The organism is Corynebacterium sp. MSK074 (assembly GCF_030229735.1).
Classification (GTDB): Bacteria; Actinomycetota; Actinomycetes; order Mycobacteriales; family Mycobacteriaceae; genus Corynebacterium.
Window position 1 is genome coordinate 181,654 of sequence record NZ_JASPIX010000001.1, and the last position, 16,795, is coordinate 198,448.

A 16,795-nucleotide genomic window follows, 5' to 3' on the forward strand; every position below is an offset into this window, starting at 1 on the left:
CCGGCTGCTGCATTATGGGCGCAGAGGACTACCATGGGAAACCATGAGTAATCGAGGAAAGCTAAAGCCAGGCAAGCCCACTCCGATCCTCACCGTGCCGGAGAGCATCGAGCGCCCCGAGTACGTGTGGAAAGACGAGGTGCAGGAGGCCGTAGGCGAGCCCTACGTCCAGTCCCCAGAGGTCATTGAGAAGATGCGTGAGGCCTGCAAGATCGCAGCCAACGCCCTCAAGGAGGCCGGAAAGGCCGTGCAGCCGGGCGTAACCACTGATTACGTGGACCGCGTGGCGCACGAGTACATGTGCGACCACGGCGCTTACCCGTCCACGCTGGGCTACCGCGGCTTCCCCAAGTCCAGCTGCGTGTCCCTCAACGAGATTGTCTGCCACGGCATCCCGGATACCACCGTGATTGAGGATGGCGACATCGTCAATATCGATATCACCGCTTATAAGAACGGCGTCCACGGCGACAATAACGCCACCTTCCTCGCCGGTAATGTCTCCGAGGAACACCGCCTGCTGGTAGAGCGCACCAAGGAGGCCACCATGCGCGGCATCAAGGCCGCAAAGCCCGGCCGTGAGATTAACGTCATTGGCCGCGTTATTGAGTCTTATGCCAAGCGCTTCGGCTACAACGTCGTGCGCGATTTCACCGGCCACGGCGTCGGACCAACCTTCCACAACGGTCTTGTGGTCCTACACCATGACTCGACCGTGTACCGCGACATCCTTGAGCCTGGCATGACCCTAACTGTTGAGCCGATGATTAACCTCGGCTCCTTGGATTACGAGATCTGGGATGATGACTGGACCGTCCAAAACACCGACGGCAAGTTCACTGCCCAGTTTGAGCACACCCTCGTCATCACCGAAGACGGCAATGAAATCCTTACCATTCCAGATGAGGACTAGTACTTAGTCTCAGAACAAACTGAAGGCCGCCTCCATTTCCAGAGAAGGGGAGTGGAGGCGGCCTTTGTATTCTTGCCGACTTCCCACGGAGCAGTCGGCCGTATCGGAGCGACTATATATAGCAAAAAGGGCCTCGTTACAAGAACGAGGCCCGTGCAAGCCCTAGCTATCTAGAGCCAATCTGCGGCTAACAATTAGCGGCGGAAGATTGGGTCCAGGATGTGCTGCGGGATGATGCCGTTGTAAACAGCGTAGTTGTAAGCGCCGATGATTGCGCCGATAACGGAGGTGATGCCCAGTGCGGTAGCACCCTTCTTCCAGTTGGAAGCCCACTCCGGGATGGTTTCGGAGGTTTCCTTGCCGAACATGTCCTCGCCGGTGACCTGGTTGTCTGCAGTTACTACCGGCTTGCCGTCCTCGCCCGGAGTCCATGCGCCCCACTCCTTGCCCTTCTGGGTGAAGGAGCTGGAGGACAGGGAGGAACCGGTGCTCTCGTTGGCGGTGGAGGACTCTGCAGAAGCGACGGCAACGCCGCCGAAAGCTACGGTGACAGCGGTAGCAGCAGCAACGGCTGCGGTGCGGAAGTTACGCATTGTGAAAATTACCTTTCGGAAGTTTTGATTGAGCCGTGTGGCTGTTGCTTAGAAGGACGGGCCGTGTACGAAGAAGTTGTAAACAGGGCCGATGATGCCGCCGAGCAGGGCACCAACGCCTGCTACAACGGTTGCACCGTAGAAGACCTTTGCCCATGCTGGCTGGCCGGAGAAGTCCTTGGAAGAACCAAAGATGGCAACGCCGTTAGCTGCCTTGTCGCCCTCGAGCTTGTGGCCAAGCTTGGAGGACAGGGAAGGGGTGTAGTCCTCTGGAGTCTGGTCCTCGGCCTGGCCTTTACCAGTCTTGGAAGGGTTAGCCTGCTCTACGGTGACGTTGTTGCCGTTCTGGTTGACGGTGTCGGCAGCGGAAGCGACGGTGGTGCCGCCGAAGGCAACGGCGAGAGCGGTTGCGCCAGCGATTGCTGCATTGCGGATACGCATATCAAAATTCCTTAAAAGTCGTACTTGCAAGGCTTCCGCACTGGGAAACCAAAGTGTTATTGAATACACAGGCGGTATTCATAAACACGCGGTAGCCGTGTTCGTATCGGCTCGAGCCGGTGTCCCAAGTGAATTTAGTAAAACTCCCGTCCTTTTGCACGTCAAAGACCGGAATTTCAGCGATTAAATTAATTTGGGCCCCTTTATGGTGGTGAATTTCCTGAAATTGTGAATGGGACTTCCTTGGCGTGAAGTGGGAAAACGTCCTAAACCCTGGGAAGAAACTGGAGGAGTGTGAGAAGGATCACGTAACAGTTCACTTATTCCACTCCAGTCCCAAAAGGGTATTTTCCACTACTTCTGGCAGCGCAGGGTGGATCCAATATTGGTTGCGAGTGAATTCCCGCATGTCCAACTTGTAGGCCATCGCGGTAATCAATTGCTGGATCAAGGTTGAGGCCTGCGGGCCCATCAGGTGCGCGCCGAGAAGCTGCCCAGTGGAGCGGTCTGCTACCAGCTTGCAGATTCCGGTGTGATCTTCCATAGCCCAGCCGTAGGCAACGTCGCCAAAGTTCTGTACCTTGACGGTGACGTCGAAGCCCTTCTGTTGCGCCTGCTTCTCAGTTAGGCCCACTGTGGCGATTTGTGGGTGGGTAAAGATGGCGGCGGGGACATTGTCGTGGGGCAGTGGGCGGAGATCTTCTGGGTGGAGCAGGTTATGCTGCACTGCGCGGGTCTCCGCATTGGCTACGTGCTTGAGCATGTATGACGAAGAGACATCGCCAAGCGCCCAAACACCCTCGGCGGCGGTGCGGCCAAATTCATTGGTGGCAATTCGGCCGTCGGCAAGTAGCTCAATGCCAGCCTTGTCCACATCCATCTGGTCGCCATTGGGGGTGCGCCCAGTAGCAACTAGAATCGCTTCTGCTTCCACGGGTTCACCATTGTCGAGCTCCAACCGCACGCCCGTGTCAGTCTCCTCGAGCTTGGTGCCATTGGCTATGCGCACGTCGAAGCGATCGCGCGCAATCTGGTTGAAGCGGCTGGATAGGTCATCATCCAAGTGACGCAGCAAGGTCTCGGAGCGATTGACCACGGTCACCTTGGTGCCGAGGCCGTCAAAGACATGAGCAAACTCCATGGCGATATAGCCACCGCCTACCACGATGAGGCTTTCTGGCTGGTGGTCCATGCGCATGATGTCTTCATTGGTGTAGTACTTCACGCCCGAGTTGGCATAGACCTCCGGAATGACCGGACGGGAGCCGGCGGCAATGACGATCTGGTCGCCGCTGATGACATGCTCGCCGGTCTGAATGGTCTTCGGGCCGACGAAACGGGCGTGCTCATCAAACACGGTAATGTTCGGGGTTTCTTCGCCGCGACGGTACTGTTCGCCGCCCTGGGCAATCTGGTCGATGCGGTTGGTAAAGACCCGGTCCACGATGGAATCCCAATCCACGCTAGTGACCTGAGCATCAAGGCCGAGCCGGCCGGCCTCGCGCGCCGCTAGGGCAATATCGGCGGCGTAGACATACATCTTGGTGGGAATGCAGCCTACGTTGAGGCAGGTCCCGCCAAAGGTGCCCTTTTCAATGATGGCGATTTTCCGGTCATCAAAATCCGGGCTAGGGATGGAGTTTCCGGAGCCAGTGCCGATGATGATGAGGTCGAAATGTTCCTCGGCAGCGGGCGTGTGGGACTGGTGTGAAGTAGTCACGTTTATTCCTTATATATAGGGGCTTAATTACTGAGTAGATTGTGGGGTTTCTAGGACGGTGAGCAGCCACTTGTCACAGGCGTCAAAAGCTTCTTGGAGCGGGTCCGGAAGCGATAGGAACACATCGTGCCTAGCCCCCTTGATGGGATGCAAGGTGTAGTGGGCACTAAGTTCCTTTGCCCAGCGCCGCGTTTGCGCAACGTCGATGATGACATCTGCGTGGTTCACGCTGTCGGAGTAAGGCTGACCCAATTGGGTGCGAGTGGACTGCAGCGTCAAGATGGGGACACCGGCATCAACGCGGCCGCTGTGAATAGCATCAAAGCCGTGGAATACCGCGGCTATCCAACCGACATATTTCTTATGGCCCGCCAGTGGCTTAAAGCGGAGGTCAAAATTCCATTCGCCGTAGAAATCCTTATGCACGGACTCGCCGTAAGCAGTGAGGTTGCCACCAGGCAGGGGAGTCATGGGGGCGATGCGGCCCAATGTGTAGAGCAGCGGCTTGAGGGGAGTGAGGACCTGGCCGGGCACGCCCATCATGTCCAGCCATGGACTATTAAGGATGAGGCCCGCCAAGCGTTGGTGGCGTTCTTGGTCGGTTCGGCGCAGATGATCCATCCACAGCGGGGCGATCAAGCCACCGGTGGAGTGGGCGATGAAGATGACTTCATCATTGGGGATCGCATCAAGAGCGGCGGTGAGGTCTGTAAAGTACAGCGCCAGGTCCGAAGCATAGTGCCACGACTGGCCCGAGCGGCGCGAGCGGCCGCACTTGCGCAGATCGATGGCATAAAAGTCATAACCCTCGGCGGCAAAGTGCTCGGCTACGTGGGTGTGGAAGAAATAATCGGTCATGCCGTGTAGCCACACCAGTGCCGGGCGAGACGGGGCGGCTGACTCACGTGCAGTATCGCCCGCATGCTCCGGCGCGTAGTGCACCAGGGTGGTGACCACGTCGCCCTCGCCATCGGGGTCTGTACCCAAGTCAATGGTGGCAGCTTCATAGTCAGGGCCAAGCTTGTCTGGGCCCCATACCGGGGAGTGTGTAACCATGCCTCGATTCTAGGTGCAACGAAGAATTTATGGTGCTGCCGGTGGGGTGTAAATAGTGGGGGCGGAAATTCCCACATTTTCGCCACTGGTCTGGGGGAGAAATCCCAAATTGGATGAGAAAAGCGTAGAGTAAGGCCTTAATGCGTGACGCACTGCCAGGTTGTCATAGTGCAGCGATGGTGGCGCGGGGCGCTAAGCGCTAAAAATCAAGGCGTAGACCGCGCCGATGGATATCTATTTTCAATTCGAAGAGGTAATAACACAGTGTCCTCCGCTAAGAAGACAGCACAGGTTGTAGACGAGGTCGATGTAGCACTAATCGGTGCTGGCATCATGAGCGCCACCCTGGGTGCTATGCTCCGCGAGTTGGAGCCCAGCTGGACCCAAATGGTCTTTGAGCGCCTCGATGGCCCCGCATTGGAGTCCTCCTCCCCGTGGAATAACGCCGGTACCGGCCACTCCGCACTGTGCGAGCTGAACTACACCCCGGAGAAGAACGGCCGCATTGATATCTCCAAGGCTCTGGGCATCAACGAGAAGTTCCAGAAGTCTCGCCAGTTCTGGTCCCACCAGCTCAACAACGGTATTCTCACCGACCCGAGCGAATTCATTAATCCGGTTCCGCACGTGTCCTTCGCACAGGGCGAAATCCAGGTGGATTACCTCAAGCGCCGTTATGATGTGCTGAGCGAGAAGCACATGTTCCCGGGCATGCAGTTCTCCGCGGACGATTCCGATTTTGCTGAGAAGCTGCCGCTGATGGCGAAGGGCCGTGACTTCTCCAATAAGGTGGCCATTTCTTGGACCGACGCTGGTACCGACGTCAACTTTGGCGCGCTGACCAAGCAGTTCCTGACCGCAGCTAAGGCCTCCGGCACCGAGATCCGCTACGGGCATGAGGTCATCGATATCAAGCGTGATGGTTCCGCGTGGAAGGTGTACTCCAAGAACAAGCACACCGGCGACATCACCGTAGTTAAGGCAAAGTTCGTCTTCGTGGGTGCCGGCGGTTACGCCCTGGACCTGCTGCGCAAGGCAAAGGTGAAGGAAGTTGCTGGTTACGCAGGCTTCCCGGTATCTGGTCTGTGGCTGCGCTCCAAGAACCCGGAGCTTATCGAGCAGCACCAGGCAAAGGTCTACGGCAAGGCTGCTGTGGGCGCCCCGCCAATGTCCGTGCCGCACCTGGATACCCGCGTTATCGACGGTGAGAAGGGTCTGCTGTTCGGTCCTTACGGTGGCTGGAGCCCGAAGTTCCTGAAGAAGGGCACCTACCTGGACTTGTTCAAGTCTATTCGCCCAGACAACATCACCTCCTACCTCGGCGTTGCCGTGCAAGAGTTCGGCCTGACCAAGTACCTGGTGGATGAGGTGCGCAAGAGCTTCTCGGACCGCGTGGAAGCCCTGCGCGAGTACGTACCGGAAGCAAAGGAAAGCGACTGGGAGACCGTCATCGCTGGCCAGCGCGTCCAGGTGATTAAGCCTGCCGGTGCTCCGCAGTTCGGCTCCCTCGAGTTCGGCACCACCTTGGTGAACAACCAGGAGGGCAATATCGCCGGCCTGCTTGGCGCTTCCCCGGGTGCATCCATTGCCCCAGCCGTCATGCTGGAGCTGCTGGAGCGTTGCTTCGGCGAGCACATGATTGATTGGGCAGACAAGATCCGCGAGATGGTTCCGTCTTATGGCATCAAGCTGCGCAACGATGAGAAGCTGTATGACGAAATGTGGGAGTACACCCAGAAGACCCTGAAGTTGGACCGCTAAGAGCTAGCTTTCGGCCTCACAAACCCTCGCACCGCCTTTGTGACGGTGCGAGGGATTCGTGCGTCCTAGGCCGGTAATGGCGGCCCTAGGTGCCGCAGTAGGTCAGGTAGCCCTCGAGACCATTAGGATCCGGCGATTCGAACGCTGGGTTGGGCTCCCACGGGTGGGTGACCGCGTGGAGGAGCTCCTGATACGGGCCCATCTCCCCGCGTTCGGCAGCATCCAGCGCGGATTCTACGGCGAGGTTGCGCGGGATCACCCGCGGCATGGCATTATCGACGCGGGAAGGATCGGGCGAGGACGCAAGGTAGTCATCCAAGAAGTCACCCTCGGCAAAGAGCTCGCGGGCGTGGGTGGGGTGGCCCGCGGCGGCGTCGGCAAGAGCGCGGTGAGCGAGCGTGATATCTGGGCCGTTGAGCTGCATGGCAGCCGCATAAGAAGAAGCGACCTCTCGAGAGGTATCCAAAGCCTGTGCCAAATCTGCCCTGTGCTGGTGCTCAAAGCGGTCGGTAAAGCCGTTGATGGATTCTTGGGCAAAGTCCATGGCCTTATTCATGTTCATATCAAAAAGCGGCAGGAGGGATTCCGCCAAGCGGGCCAGGTTCCATCCCAGAATGGAGGGCTGATTGCCAAAGGCATAACGGCCCTGCCTATCGATGCTGGAAAAGACCGTTGATGGCGAATAGGCCTCCATAAAGGCACAGGGGCCATAGTCAATGGTCTCGCCAGAGATGGTGGTGTTATCCGTATTCATCACGCCGTGAATAAAGCCCAAGCGCATCCAGTGGGACACTGTGCGGATCTGCGCATCCATCACCTGGGTGAAAAACTCCTGGTAGTCCGCTCCAGGGTAGTGGCGCGCAATGGCATAGTCGGCCAACTGTCGGGTGTAATCCGTCTGCGCGGCAAGATGGAAAGTGCCGACGCGGATATGGCTGGCCGCTACGCGTACCACAATGCCGGCCGGTTGCACGTGCCCGCGCTGAATGGGCTGTCCGGTGGAAATAACCGCCAGCGCCCGGGTGGTGGGAACCCCCAAGGCATGCATAGCCTCAGAGACTAGGTACTCGCGCAGCATGGAAGACAGCGTTCCGCGGCCATCGGACCCGAGGCGGGAAAAGGGAGTAAGCCCAGTTCCCTTGGCATGGAGATCCCATAACCGGCCGTCCTTTTCCACCTCGCCCAAGAGCATGGCCCGGCCGTCTCCCATTTGCGGGTTAAACGCACCGAATTGGAAGCCGGAATAGGCCATGGCGTGGCCGCACGCGCGGCCGGTAAGGAAATCTACGCCCTCGGAGGATCGCAGCCAGTCTGGGTCGAGGCCCAACTTGGTGGCCAGTTCCTCGTTGAGGATGACCATCTGTGGGTTCGGCTGCTCCTCACCCTCGGTGGGGCGAACCAAGTGGGGAAGCTTTTGGGCAAAATCGTGGTGGAGCTGCATCTAGACCTCCAGTGTTCCGCGCACGCGAATCTGGGCGCGACCGCCCACCCAAATATCCGTGCCGTCATCGTTGATAAATACTTCTCCCGCCCGGCCAATCTGGCTGCCTTGTGTTGCGGTATAGAGTGGCGGGACGAGGTTGCGTGAGCGCATAAACTGCGCGGCGCCGCCGTTGAAAGAACCGGTGACTGGGTCTTCGAATTGGGTGGTAAAGGCCCGCACCTCATAGGCCGGCTTGCTCTCTGCGGCGTTGGGATTAAGACCCACAACGCCGACCTTGGGGCGCTCGGCCCGGGGCTCAACCGCGCGCACCGCCGCGGCGTCGCGCAATTGAAGCAGGCGCCAGCCCGGGCCATTGTCCACCCAGCCATGGTCCACAATATCCGCGCTATCTAGCCCCAACCCAGCGCAGGCCTCCTTCAGCTCCGCCGGGCTCAGCGGTTCTTCGCGGCGCAGCGGCGGGGTAGCAAAGGAAAAGACTTCGCCCTCTTGGCGGACGGTTACCAAGCCCACGCCGCATTCTTGGACGATAGTTCCCTCCGACTGCGGGCTATTGCCCAGCGCCCGCCACGCGGCAGCGCTACCCAGCGTGGGGTGGCCGGCGAAATCAAACTCTTCGTACGGGGTGAAAATGCGGACGCGGTAGTCCGCGCGGGCGTCGCTAGGCTCGAGCAAGAAGGTGGTTTCAGAAAAGTTGGTCCAGTTCGCGATTGCCTGCATCTGCTCGGTACTTAGGCCATCGGCGCCCGCAATCACCGCCAAGGCATTGCCGTTAAAGGCACCCGTGGCAAAAACATCAACCTCAAAGAACTCGTGGCGCATGCCCGCCAGTCTAGTCAGCCCCAGGGATGAGGACTAAGGCTTAGAGCCTGCGCTAGCCTAGAAAGCCATGAAGAAGCTATGGCCCGATGCACTTCGCGCGTGGGTAGGCCCACCGTGGAGAATTCTCATTCCGCTGTTTTTCTGGGTTTCTTCGGTTTCTTATGCTGCTGATGTAGTGGACGGGGATTCCCTCTTTCACAGGGGCGTTTTAATTCTTTATTGCGTGGTTCTGCCATTGGCGTTGTGGCTGCATCCTAAGTTGAAGGAAAAGGCGATAGGCGCAATCGCTATTGTCTTTACCCTGTGTCTTTTTACCCCTTTGGCCGCGCTGAGTAACGTCCATGCTTTTCCCTTGGCGTATTGCGTTTTTCTCATTGGGGCGCATTCCCCGAAGCGCATGCGCCGTGTATGGATTGCCTGGATAGGCGTAGGCACCCTTTTCTCTGTGTGGGCACAGCATTTTGGAAACCTTATCTTTAGTGATATTGATTTTGGGCTCGAGGGAGCACAGATTGATCCCCTAGTGTCCTTAGCCTCCGTTGTTATCATCGCGTGGCCGGTCATGGGCTTTTTCTTCTTGCTGGGCACCAATGACCGCAAAAAGCGCGAGGACCAGCAGCTGCTGATTGAACGTGCGGAGATGGCCGGCGCGGTAGAGCGCAACCGCATTGCCCGCGAAATGCATGACATTGTGGCGCATAATTTAGCGGGCGTTATCGCGCTTGCCGACGGCGCCCGGTTCGCCGCCGCCAAAAATCCCGCAGCGGCCACAGAAGCCTTAGAAACCATAGCCTCTACCTCCCGCGATTCCCTCAAACAGATGCGCGGATTGCTCTCTGTGCTGCGAGATGGAGATTCCCGCGCCGATACCAAGGCGCCCGGCGCGAGTGATATCGCAGGACTCATCTCGGAAGCCCGCCGCAGCGGTTTCGATATCATCGTGCACGGGCTGGAGGACTTGCCGACCGAAAGCGACGAGCTCTATCAGTTCACCGTCTACCGCGTGGTGCAAGAGATTTTGACCAATATGCTCAAGCATTCCCGCGATAAAAGGGGAGTGCTGCGCTTTCGCTCTACTGGAAGCGGCCTAGTATTGAGCGCCGATAACCCGGCCGCACGCACGCCGGACAATCACGAGCCCGGTTACGGGCTCATCGGGATGAGCGAGCGCGTTAGGGCCTATGGCGGCAGCGTTGCTACCCGCACAGAGGACGGACACTTCTTTATCACCGTGGAGGTACCCAATGACTAACTCTGAGCAGCCAGCAAGATCGCATGCCGCTCCCATCCGCATTGGCCTAGTAGATGACCAGCCCCTCGTGCGCGCCGGGTTCGCCATGCTCCTTGGCTCCCAAGAGGATTTAGACGTTGCCTGGCAGGCATCCGATGGCGATGAAGTCCTCGACCTCGCCCGCGCGCAGCCTGCCGATATTGTGCTCATGGATGTCCAGATGGCCCGCGTCAATGGCATCGCCGCCACCGAAAGGCTGCTGCCGGAATTCCCGGATACCCAAGTCATTATGCTTACCACCTTCGATGACCAGAACTTTGTCCATGGCGCCATTTCCGCCGGGGCTTCCGGATTCCTGCTCAAAGACGTCGAACCGGAAAATCTCCTCGCCGCCATTCGCACCGTACATTCCGGCGAGGCCGTCCTTTCACCGCGCATTACCGCCCAGGTGCTGCAGCAACTGCGCAGCGAGCAGTCCGCGTCACAGCCTAATTCACATGCCACCCCCGTTGCGGCAGCGGCTACCGCCCCTCCGGCAGAAGATCTCACGCCACGCGAGCTAGACGTCCTCAAGCTGATGGCACTGGGGTATTCGAATACCGAAATCGCGGAGTGCGAGTTCGTCTCCATGGCCACGGTCAAGACTCACGTGCGCCACATCTTGACGAAAACCGGCTCGCGTGACCGCGTGCATGCCGTGCTCTACGCGCTTACTCATGGCGTGGTTTCGGTGGAGGAACTGCTCTCTCATCCCTAGGTATGACCTGCTAAATCACTCCCAAGGATGGTTACTCTGTGCCGGTCAGGCGGCACGATGGGAACCATGCTCAAAGTTTCACACCTTTCCAAGAATTTCCGCTCCTTTAAAGCAGTAGATGACCTCTCCTTCGAGGTTCCAGACGGTCAAGTCACCGGCTTCCTCGGACCGAATGGTTCCGGCAAGTCCACCACCATGCGCATGTGCGTGGGTCTGGAGACTCCGACTTCCGGCACCGCGACTTTTGATGGCACGCCTTTCCGTGAACTGTCCAATCCCGCCACCATGGTGGGCACCTTGCTGGATGCGAACTGGTTCCACCCGGGCCGCAGCGCCCGTGCTCACCTGGGCTACATGGCCGCGTTGCAGGGCGTGTCTATGAACCACGTGGATGACACCTTGGACCGCGTCGGCCTAACTCAGGTAGCCACCAAGCGCGTGGGCGGCTATTCGCTAGGCATGAAGCAGCGCCTGGGCCTTGCTTGTGCGCTCATCGGCGAGCCGAAGCACTTGCTTCTCGACGAACCCGTCAACGGTCTCGACCCCGAAGGCGTGCACTGGATGCGTGCCCGCATCCGCGAATTCGCCGAGGCCGGTTGCTCGGTCCTCGTATCTTCCCACCTGCTTTCGGAAATGCAGCTCACCGCAGACCGCCTCGTAGTCATCGGCAAAGGCAAGCTGCTGGGCGAGGGCACCATGGATGAATTCGTCAACGGAACTGGTGGCGCAAGCCTCGAAGTCATCGTTGACCAGCCCGATGAACTCTTGCGCCTATTGCACGGCACCGATGCGGAAACCTCCTTTGACGGTGAGGTCCTGCGCGTGCGCGGCCTCGAAGGCTCCGACATCGGCCGCATCTGCCTGGATAACCGCATTCTTATCTCCAGCTTGGAACGCAAACAGCCCTCCCTGGAAGAGGCCTACCTCGGCGCGACCGCCGACCACGTGGCCTACCGCTCCGCCTAAACGCACAACCCAACCTTTAAGGACAGATTTCTATGAATACTGTGGTTTCAGAATCCCGCAAGCTCTTTTCTCTTCGCTCTACCTGGGTCTACCTCGCCATCGTGGCACTCGGCATGACCGCCGGCGGCGTGCTTACGGCTTGGGGCTATGACTTCAACGGCACCGCGGACGGCAAGTTTCAATCCAGTGATGTCTTGGCAGCTAGTGACCTCGCCATGGTGGTGATGATCTTTGCATCTGCGATGATGGTCGGAGGTGACCTAGGAAAGGGAACCGTTGCATGGTCTTATCTTTCCTCCAACCGCCGCGTTGGCATAGTGCTCAGCCAATTCTTAGTCATCCTGGTATCACTCTTGCTCGCTGCCACGCTGGGTATAGCTGTGGGAACCTTGCTGATTGCGGCACTCGGCGGCGATATTGACTTCACAAGCTTTCACCAGTGGCCGGATTGCAACCGAGTGGTGTTTGCTTACCTGGAATGGGCCGGCTTTAGCCTGCTGGCTATGGGGTTGGCTTATCTCTTGCGTAGCGGCACATTTGCGGCGATGATCCTCGTGGTGGAGTTCTTTGTTCTTGAAACTGCGCTTATGGCATTTGACGCTTCGTGGGCAGAAGCGTTGTTGAGCTGCCTGCCCTTCGCCAATATGCAGACCTTGGTCCTGGGTAGCGATTTGGGCCCCTTGGACCATTCCCGCGGTGTGTCTGCTTTGATTCTGGGCGTCACGCTGGCAGTCTGCGTCGGCGGTGCGTGCGCAGTGTCCCGCCGTCGGTCCGTCGCCAAATAACTCCCAGAACTAACTACGCTGGTGGGCATGAGTGATGCACTTTTTGCCCGCATAGAACCTATCCAGACCATGCGGGATGGCACGGTCAAGCAGGTCAACCCGTTCTCCGGGACCGAAGTGTGGACCGTGCCGGGCCGCGGCAACCGCCCGCTGTCCACGCCAGTGGCTAACCCGCAGCCACTGCAGGAAGAAGACTTCACCCACCGCTGCGCCTTTTGTTCAGGGCGCATGACTGATACCCCGCCGGAAAAGGCCCGCATCCTGCCGTCCGGCGGGATTGTGCGTGGATTGCCCTTGAGCGAATACGGCCACACCGTCCCGGCCTTTCGCCGCATTCCAAATCTGTTTGAAATCGTCTCCTTTGACTATTGGCACGCCAACTACGGCTTCGACATGGATGCTGAGACCCGCCAACGCATGGACAACTACCTTGCAGATCCTGCCGGCCGTGAACATGTGCTCAATATCGTGCGCACGAAGCGAAAGGCAGCGCACCTGCCCGAGGCAAGCGACGAGGAACTTATAGAACAGGCGGCGGGCTTTTTCGCAGGTGGCCACGACGTCATCGTGGCGGGCCGCCATTTTGAGCGCGGTGCACAGGATGATTCCCAAGTGGTATCTTCCGGCACCCTCAGCGCCGAAGAGCACCTGCTCTTTATGCAGCTGACTATTGACGCCATGCGCGACCTCTACGAACGCAACCGCTACGCACCCTATGTGGTGGCCTTCCAAAATTGGCTGCAGCCAGCCGGCGCCTCCTTTGAGCACCTGCACAAGCAACTCGTTGCCATCGATGACCGCGGCATGGCCTCCCACCGGGAGGTACAGATGCTGCGCAGCAATATGAATATGTACAACGAGTGGGCGGTGGACTTTGCCGCTAGCCGCAACCTCATCATTGCGGAAAACGACCATGCCGTCCTCTTCGCCGGCTTTGGGCACCGCTATCCCACCTTGGAGGTCTACTCCAAGTCCGCGACCTGCGAGCCGTGGCGGCAGTCGGAAGAAGAAATCCGCGCCATGAGCGACCTCGTCCATGCTGCCCACGCTGCTGTCGGCCGCGAGGTTCCCTGCAATGAGGAGTGGCACCACAAGCCTGCCGATGTCGACGTCGCTCAGCCATGGCGCATTCTCATCAAGCTCCGCATTTCTACCCTTGCCGGATTCGAAGGCGGCACCAAGATTTACCTCAACACCATCTCGCCCTGGGACCTGCGCGATAGGGTAGTAAGCCAGCTTTATCCCTTGCGCGAGTCCGGGCATGTTGCCCGCTCGGTCCGCGTGGCCACCGAATGCTCGGTGCAGCGCAATAGCCTGCTGTATAACCCGCAGCTGCGCTAAGCGGGCAGCGTTGGGCTCAGCGCTTGACGACGAGCGTAAGCTCACTCGACCCAGGCCCCGGCTCCTCAACGGTCATACCCGCGGCGCGCGCGATGGCGGCAACGTCGGCGGCGCTGTAGGCGTCAGCAGGCGAGAGCGCTAACTCGCGGGCTAACAGGCCCTTGAAGTGCTTATTGAAGTGGCTGACCACCTTGCGCGAACCATCGTCCTGCAGGCTTTCCACCCGTACCGTTACCGCATCCTTTACACGGCCGAGCTGCTGGTAAGTGCCCGAGCGCAGATCGACAATAAGCTCGTCCACTCCCTCGAGCGCCTGCGTAATCTGCTTGCCCCAGCGCGACTTCATGGTGCGGCCACCAAGCTTGGAGCCACCCGAAAGCCGGTAATGCGGAATGGGGTCGCTGGCGCGGAGGACGCCAAAGAGGGCGTCGCCAATAGCAAGACGATCCCACGTGGGTAGGGAAGGGGCATCCAAGGCATCAAAAAGCACGCCGGTATAACGCAACACGGCCGGCATGGTGGGGGTGGTAAAAAGCCCCTGGTTGGATTCGGCCTCACCACGCAGCTTTTCCGAAAGCTTGAGTACCTCCATGGCCTCGTCTACCGGAAGAGACTGCAGCTCAGCGGCAATTTCTTGCCGGGTGGCATGCAATTGCGGAAAGGACAGTTGGCTGAAGTCAAGGGGCTGTCCCGTACCGCCATGGGCCTTAGTTTCTGAAGGAGGGAGGATAATGAGCATATATACAGGGTAGCGGGGTATATTTTTGTGCATGATTACCCGCCTTTCTGAACTATTTCTCCGTACCCTTCGTGAGGACCCCGCCGATGCCGAGGTCCCCAGCCACAAGCTGCTCGTACGCGCCGGTTATGTACGCCGCGTCGCGCCGGGCGTGTATACCTGGCTGCCGTTGGGTCTGCGCACCCTGCGCAAGATTGAAGATGTAGTCCGTCAGGAAATGGACGCCATCGGCGGCCAGGAAATGCTGTTTCCTGCTTTGCTGCCGCGCGAGCCTTATGAGAAGACCAACCGCTGGGTGGAATACGGCGATAACCTCTTCCGCCTCAAGGACCGCAAGAACGCAGATATGCTGCTTGGCCCTACCCACGAGGAAATGTTTGCCAGTGCGGTCAAGGATATGTACTCCTCCTATAAGGATTTCCCGGTTACGCTGTATCAGATTCAGACCAAGTACCGCGATGAGGAGCGCCCTCGTGCTGGTGTGCTGCGTGGCCGCGAATTCACGATGAAGGATTCCTATTCCTTCGACATGACCGATGAGGGCTTGGACGAGTCCTACGGCCGCCACCGCAAGGCGTATCAGAATATCTTCAACCGCCTAGAGATCGATTACGCCATCTGTAAGGCCACCTCTGGTGCCATGGGCGGCTCCGCCTCCGAGGAATTCCTCGCCGTATCTGAGGTAGGCGAGGATACCTTTGTGCGCTCCACCGAGGGCGACTACGCAGCCAACGTCGAGGCCGTGGTGACCCCAGCACCGGCGGAGAAGGATATTGAGGGCCAGCCAGAGGCACAGGAGCATGACACCCCGGGAGCAGAGACCATTGAGAAGCTGGTCGAATGGGCCCAGGGCGCAGGCATTACTGTCGACGGCCGCGAGGCCACCGCTGCAGACACCCTCAAGTGCATGATGGTCAAGCTCTACCACCCGGCCGTGGAGAGCGAAGAGCGCGAGTCTGAATTGGCTGCCGTTCTCATCCCTGGCGATCGCGAGTTAGATGAAAAGCGCCTTGAGGCCGCACTCGAGCCAGTGGAGTTTGAGTTGGCCGGGGACAAGGACTTTGCAGACAATGACTTCTTGGTCAAGGGCTATGTGGGCCCGCGCGCTCTAAATGCCAATGGCATCAAGGTCCTGGCCGATCCGCGCGTGGTCAAGGGCACGGCGTGGATTACCGGCGCCGATGCGAGCGAGCGCCACGTGGTTGGCTGCGTGGCCGGTCGCGATTTCACCGTGGATGAGTTCATTGAGGCCGCAGAGGTTAAAGAAGGCGACCTGGCTCCCAATAACCAGGGCACCTTGACCTTGGAGCGCGGCATTGAGCTTGGCCATATCTTCCAGCTGGGCCGCAAATACACCGAGGCCTTTGACGTGCAAATCTTGGATGAGAACGGCAAGCGCGCCGTTCCCACCATGGGATCCTATGGCATTGGTATCACCCGCATGCTGGCCGTCTTGGCCGAGCAGCGCCATGATGACAAGGGCCTCAATTGGCCAGTAGCTGTTGCGCCGTACCAGGTACACGTAGCCGTGGCTAATAAGGACGCCGCCGCCATGGAGGCCGGCGATAAGCTGGTAGAGGAGCTATCCTCCAAGGGGCTCGAGGTGCTCTTCGATGACCGCCCAAAGGTCTCCCCAGGCGTGAAGTTCAAGGATGCAGAGCTCCTTGGCATGCCCTTCGTGGCAATTCTGGGCCGTGCCTTCAAGGAAGGCAAGATTGAACTGCGCATCCGCGGTGGAGAGACCCTTGAGGTTCCAGCCGAAGACATCGTGGACAAGATCCTCGAGCTCGTGCGTGGCTAAATAGGACTCAACTCTGCGCGGCGGGGTACCGTGGAAGGCATGAACTTTCAAAAGAATGGGCTTTCCACGGTGCTTTCAGCAATGGGCGTATTGCACTTTGTGAAGCCGAAGACTTTCGAATCCATTGTCCCGCCGCAACTGCCAGGCCCTGCGCGCTTCTATAACTTTGCTTCGGGCCTGTGGGAGATTGCCACCGGTGCTTTGCTTCGCCGCCGCGCCACCCGCGGCTTCGGCGGTGCTTCCGCACTCGCGCTCTTTGCAGCGGTGTGGCCGGCCAATATGTACCACGCCTGGATTGAACGCAAGGCAGGGTGGCCAAAGAAGCTCTACCACATCATCCGCCAGCCGCTGCAGGTGCTGTTGATGATGTATGCCTGGAATATCGCCAAGCATGAGGCCTAAAGCCGCCTTGGCTGCATGCTAGCCAG

Annotated in this window: 16 protein-coding genes; 9 read left to right on the forward strand and 7 right to left on the reverse strand. The window is 58.9% G+C overall.

What is annotated here, in order from left to right; all coding sequences use genetic code 11:
* Positions 1 to 43 precede the first annotated feature (43 nt).
* Positions 44 to 913, forward strand: coding sequence for a type I methionyl aminopeptidase (map, locus tag QP965_RS00835; RefSeq protein WP_005325202.1), 870 nt, complete (start codon positions 44 to 46; stop codon positions 911 to 913).
* A 194-nt stretch (positions 914 to 1,107) separates the two neighbouring features.
* Here map and QP965_RS00840 read toward each other — a convergent pair whose 3' ends face one another.
* From QP965_RS00840 to QP965_RS00855, 4 genes are all read right to left on the reverse strand, one after another.
* Entirely contained in the window at positions 1,108 to 1,506 is a 399-nt protein-coding gene (locus tag QP965_RS00840) for a hypothetical protein (RefSeq protein WP_005328707.1), read from the reverse strand.
* 48 nt (positions 1,507 to 1,554) lie between these two features.
* The gene (locus QP965_RS00845) at positions 1,555 to 1,947 is read right to left on the reverse strand and encodes a hypothetical protein (RefSeq protein WP_005328705.1); all 393 of its coding nucleotides are present in this window, start codon (positions 1,945 to 1,947) and stop codon (positions 1,555 to 1,557) included.
* A 316-nt stretch (positions 1,948 to 2,263) separates the two neighbouring features.
* Positions 2,264 to 3,667, reverse strand: a complete 1,404-nt coding sequence (gene mtr, locus QP965_RS00850; protein ID WP_284843826.1) for a mycothione reductase — start codon at positions 3,665 to 3,667, stop codon at positions 2,264 to 2,266.
* 27 nt (positions 3,668 to 3,694) lie between these two features.
* The gene (locus QP965_RS00855; RefSeq protein ID WP_239277466.1) at positions 3,695 to 4,723 is read right to left on the reverse strand and encodes an alpha/beta hydrolase; all 1,029 of its coding nucleotides are present in this window, start codon (positions 4,721 to 4,723) and stop codon (positions 3,695 to 3,697) included.
* A 264-nt stretch (positions 4,724 to 4,987) separates the two neighbouring features.
* On the opposite strand from QP965_RS00855, the gene mqo reads away from it, so the two are divergent.
* Positions 4,988 to 6,484, forward strand: coding sequence for a malate dehydrogenase (quinone) (mqo, locus tag QP965_RS00860; RefSeq protein WP_005325195.1), 1,497 nt, complete (start codon positions 4,988 to 4,990; stop codon positions 6,482 to 6,484).
* Positions 6,485 to 6,569: 85 nt separating this feature from the next.
* Here the strand turns inward: mqo and QP965_RS00865 are convergent, their stop codons facing one another.
* Positions 6,570 to 7,925 (reverse strand): protein adenylyltransferase SelO, encoded by a 1,356-nt coding sequence (locus QP965_RS00865; RefSeq protein ID WP_284843827.1) that lies wholly within the window; start codon positions 7,923 to 7,925, stop codon positions 6,570 to 6,572.
* A complete protein-coding gene (locus QP965_RS00870; RefSeq protein WP_284814063.1) occupies positions 7,926 to 8,747 on the reverse strand; it encodes a PhzF family phenazine biosynthesis protein in 822 nt (273 codons plus the stop codon).
* A gap of 223 nt (positions 8,748 to 8,970) precedes the next feature.
* Here QP965_RS00870 and QP965_RS00875 point away from each other — a divergent pair, with 223 nt between their 5' ends.
* The 5 genes from QP965_RS00875 (at position 8,971) to QP965_RS00895 (ending at position 13,827) form a co-directional block, all read left to right on the forward strand.
* Entirely contained in the window at positions 8,971 to 9,999 is a 1,029-nt protein-coding gene (locus QP965_RS00875) for a sensor histidine kinase (RefSeq protein ID WP_284843828.1), read from the forward strand.
* Positions 9,992 to 10,735 (forward strand): response regulator, encoded by a 744-nt coding sequence (locus QP965_RS00880; protein ID WP_239277475.1) that lies wholly within the window; start codon positions 9,992 to 9,994, stop codon positions 10,733 to 10,735. Before QP965_RS00875 ends, QP965_RS00880 begins: the two co-directional genes overlap by 8 nt.
* 66 nt (positions 10,736 to 10,801) lie before the next feature.
* A complete protein-coding gene (locus QP965_RS00885) occupies positions 10,802 to 11,701 on the forward strand; it encodes an ABC transporter ATP-binding protein (protein ID WP_040425320.1) in 900 nt (299 codons plus the stop codon).
* A 32-nt stretch (positions 11,702 to 11,733) separates the two neighbouring features.
* Positions 11,734 to 12,486, forward strand: coding sequence for an ABC transporter permease (locus tag QP965_RS00890; protein WP_005325189.1), 753 nt, complete (start codon positions 11,734 to 11,736; stop codon positions 12,484 to 12,486).
* A 27-nt stretch (positions 12,487 to 12,513) separates the two neighbouring features.
* Positions 12,514 to 13,827 carry a DUF4921 family protein gene (locus tag QP965_RS00895; RefSeq protein ID WP_239277477.1) on the forward strand — a complete coding sequence of 438 codons (1,314 nt, stop codon included), beginning with the start codon at positions 12,514 to 12,516 and terminating at the stop codon, positions 13,825 to 13,827.
* A 16-nt stretch (positions 13,828 to 13,843) separates the two neighbouring features.
* On the opposite strand, the gene yaaA is transcribed toward QP965_RS00895, so the two are convergent.
* Entirely contained in the window at positions 13,844 to 14,566 is a 723-nt protein-coding gene (gene yaaA, locus QP965_RS00900; RefSeq protein ID WP_034668531.1) for a peroxide stress protein YaaA, read from the reverse strand.
* 31 nt (positions 14,567 to 14,597) lie between these two features.
* Between yaaA and QP965_RS00905 the strand changes: the two genes are divergently transcribed.
* Together QP965_RS00905 and QP965_RS00910 are read left to right on the forward strand one after the other, a co-directional pair.
* Complete coding sequence (locus tag QP965_RS00905; RefSeq protein ID WP_239277478.1) at positions 14,598 to 16,367, forward strand: proline--tRNA ligase; 1,770 nt, start codon at positions 14,598 to 14,600, stop codon at positions 16,365 to 16,367.
* Between the two features lie 39 nt (positions 16,368 to 16,406).
* Complete coding sequence (locus QP965_RS00910) at positions 16,407 to 16,769, forward strand: DoxX family protein (RefSeq protein ID WP_034668463.1); 363 nt, start codon at positions 16,407 to 16,409, stop codon at positions 16,767 to 16,769.
* The last annotated feature ends 26 nt before the right edge of the window (positions 16,770 to 16,795 follow it).

Coding starts and splice junctions, on each gene's coding strand:
- map (WP_005325202.1), top strand. CDS start 44: ATGAGTAATCGAGGAAAGCTAAAGCCAGGCAAGCCCACTCCGATCCTC.
- QP965_RS00840 (WP_005328707.1), bottom strand. CDS start 1,506: ATGCGTAACTTCCGCACCGCAGCCGTTGCTGCTGCTACCGCTGTCACC.
- QP965_RS00845 (WP_005328705.1), bottom strand. CDS start 1,947: ATGCGTATCCGCAATGCAGCAATCGCTGGCGCAACCGCTCTCGCCGTT.
- QP965_RS00855 (WP_239277466.1), bottom strand. CDS start 4,723: ATGGTTACACACTCCCCGGTATGGGGCCCAGACAAGCTTGGCCCTGAC.
- QP965_RS00865 (WP_284843827.1), bottom strand. CDS start 7,925: ATGCAGCTCCACCACGATTTTGCCCAAAAGCTTCCCCACTTGGTTCGC.
- QP965_RS00870 (WP_284814063.1), bottom strand. CDS start 8,747: ATGCGCCACGAGTTCTTTGAGGTTGATGTTTTTGCCACGGGTGCCTTT.
- QP965_RS00880 (WP_239277475.1), top strand. CDS start 9,992: ATGACTAACTCTGAGCAGCCAGCAAGATCGCATGCCGCTCCCATCCGC.
- QP965_RS00885 (WP_040425320.1), top strand. CDS start 10,802: ATGCTCAAAGTTTCACACCTTTCCAAGAATTTCCGCTCCTTTAAAGCA.
- QP965_RS00890 (WP_005325189.1), top strand. CDS start 11,734: ATGAATACTGTGGTTTCAGAATCCCGCAAGCTCTTTTCTCTTCGCTCT.
- QP965_RS00895 (WP_239277477.1), top strand. CDS start 12,514: ATGAGTGATGCACTTTTTGCCCGCATAGAACCTATCCAGACCATGCGG.
- yaaA (WP_034668531.1), bottom strand. CDS start 14,566: ATGCTCATTATCCTCCCTCCTTCAGAAACTAAGGCCCATGGCGGTACG.
- QP965_RS00905 (WP_239277478.1), top strand. CDS start 14,598: ATGATTACCCGCCTTTCTGAACTATTTCTCCGTACCCTTCGTGAGGAC.
- QP965_RS00910 (WP_034668463.1), top strand. CDS start 16,407: ATGAACTTTCAAAAGAATGGGCTTTCCACGGTGCTTTCAGCAATGGGC.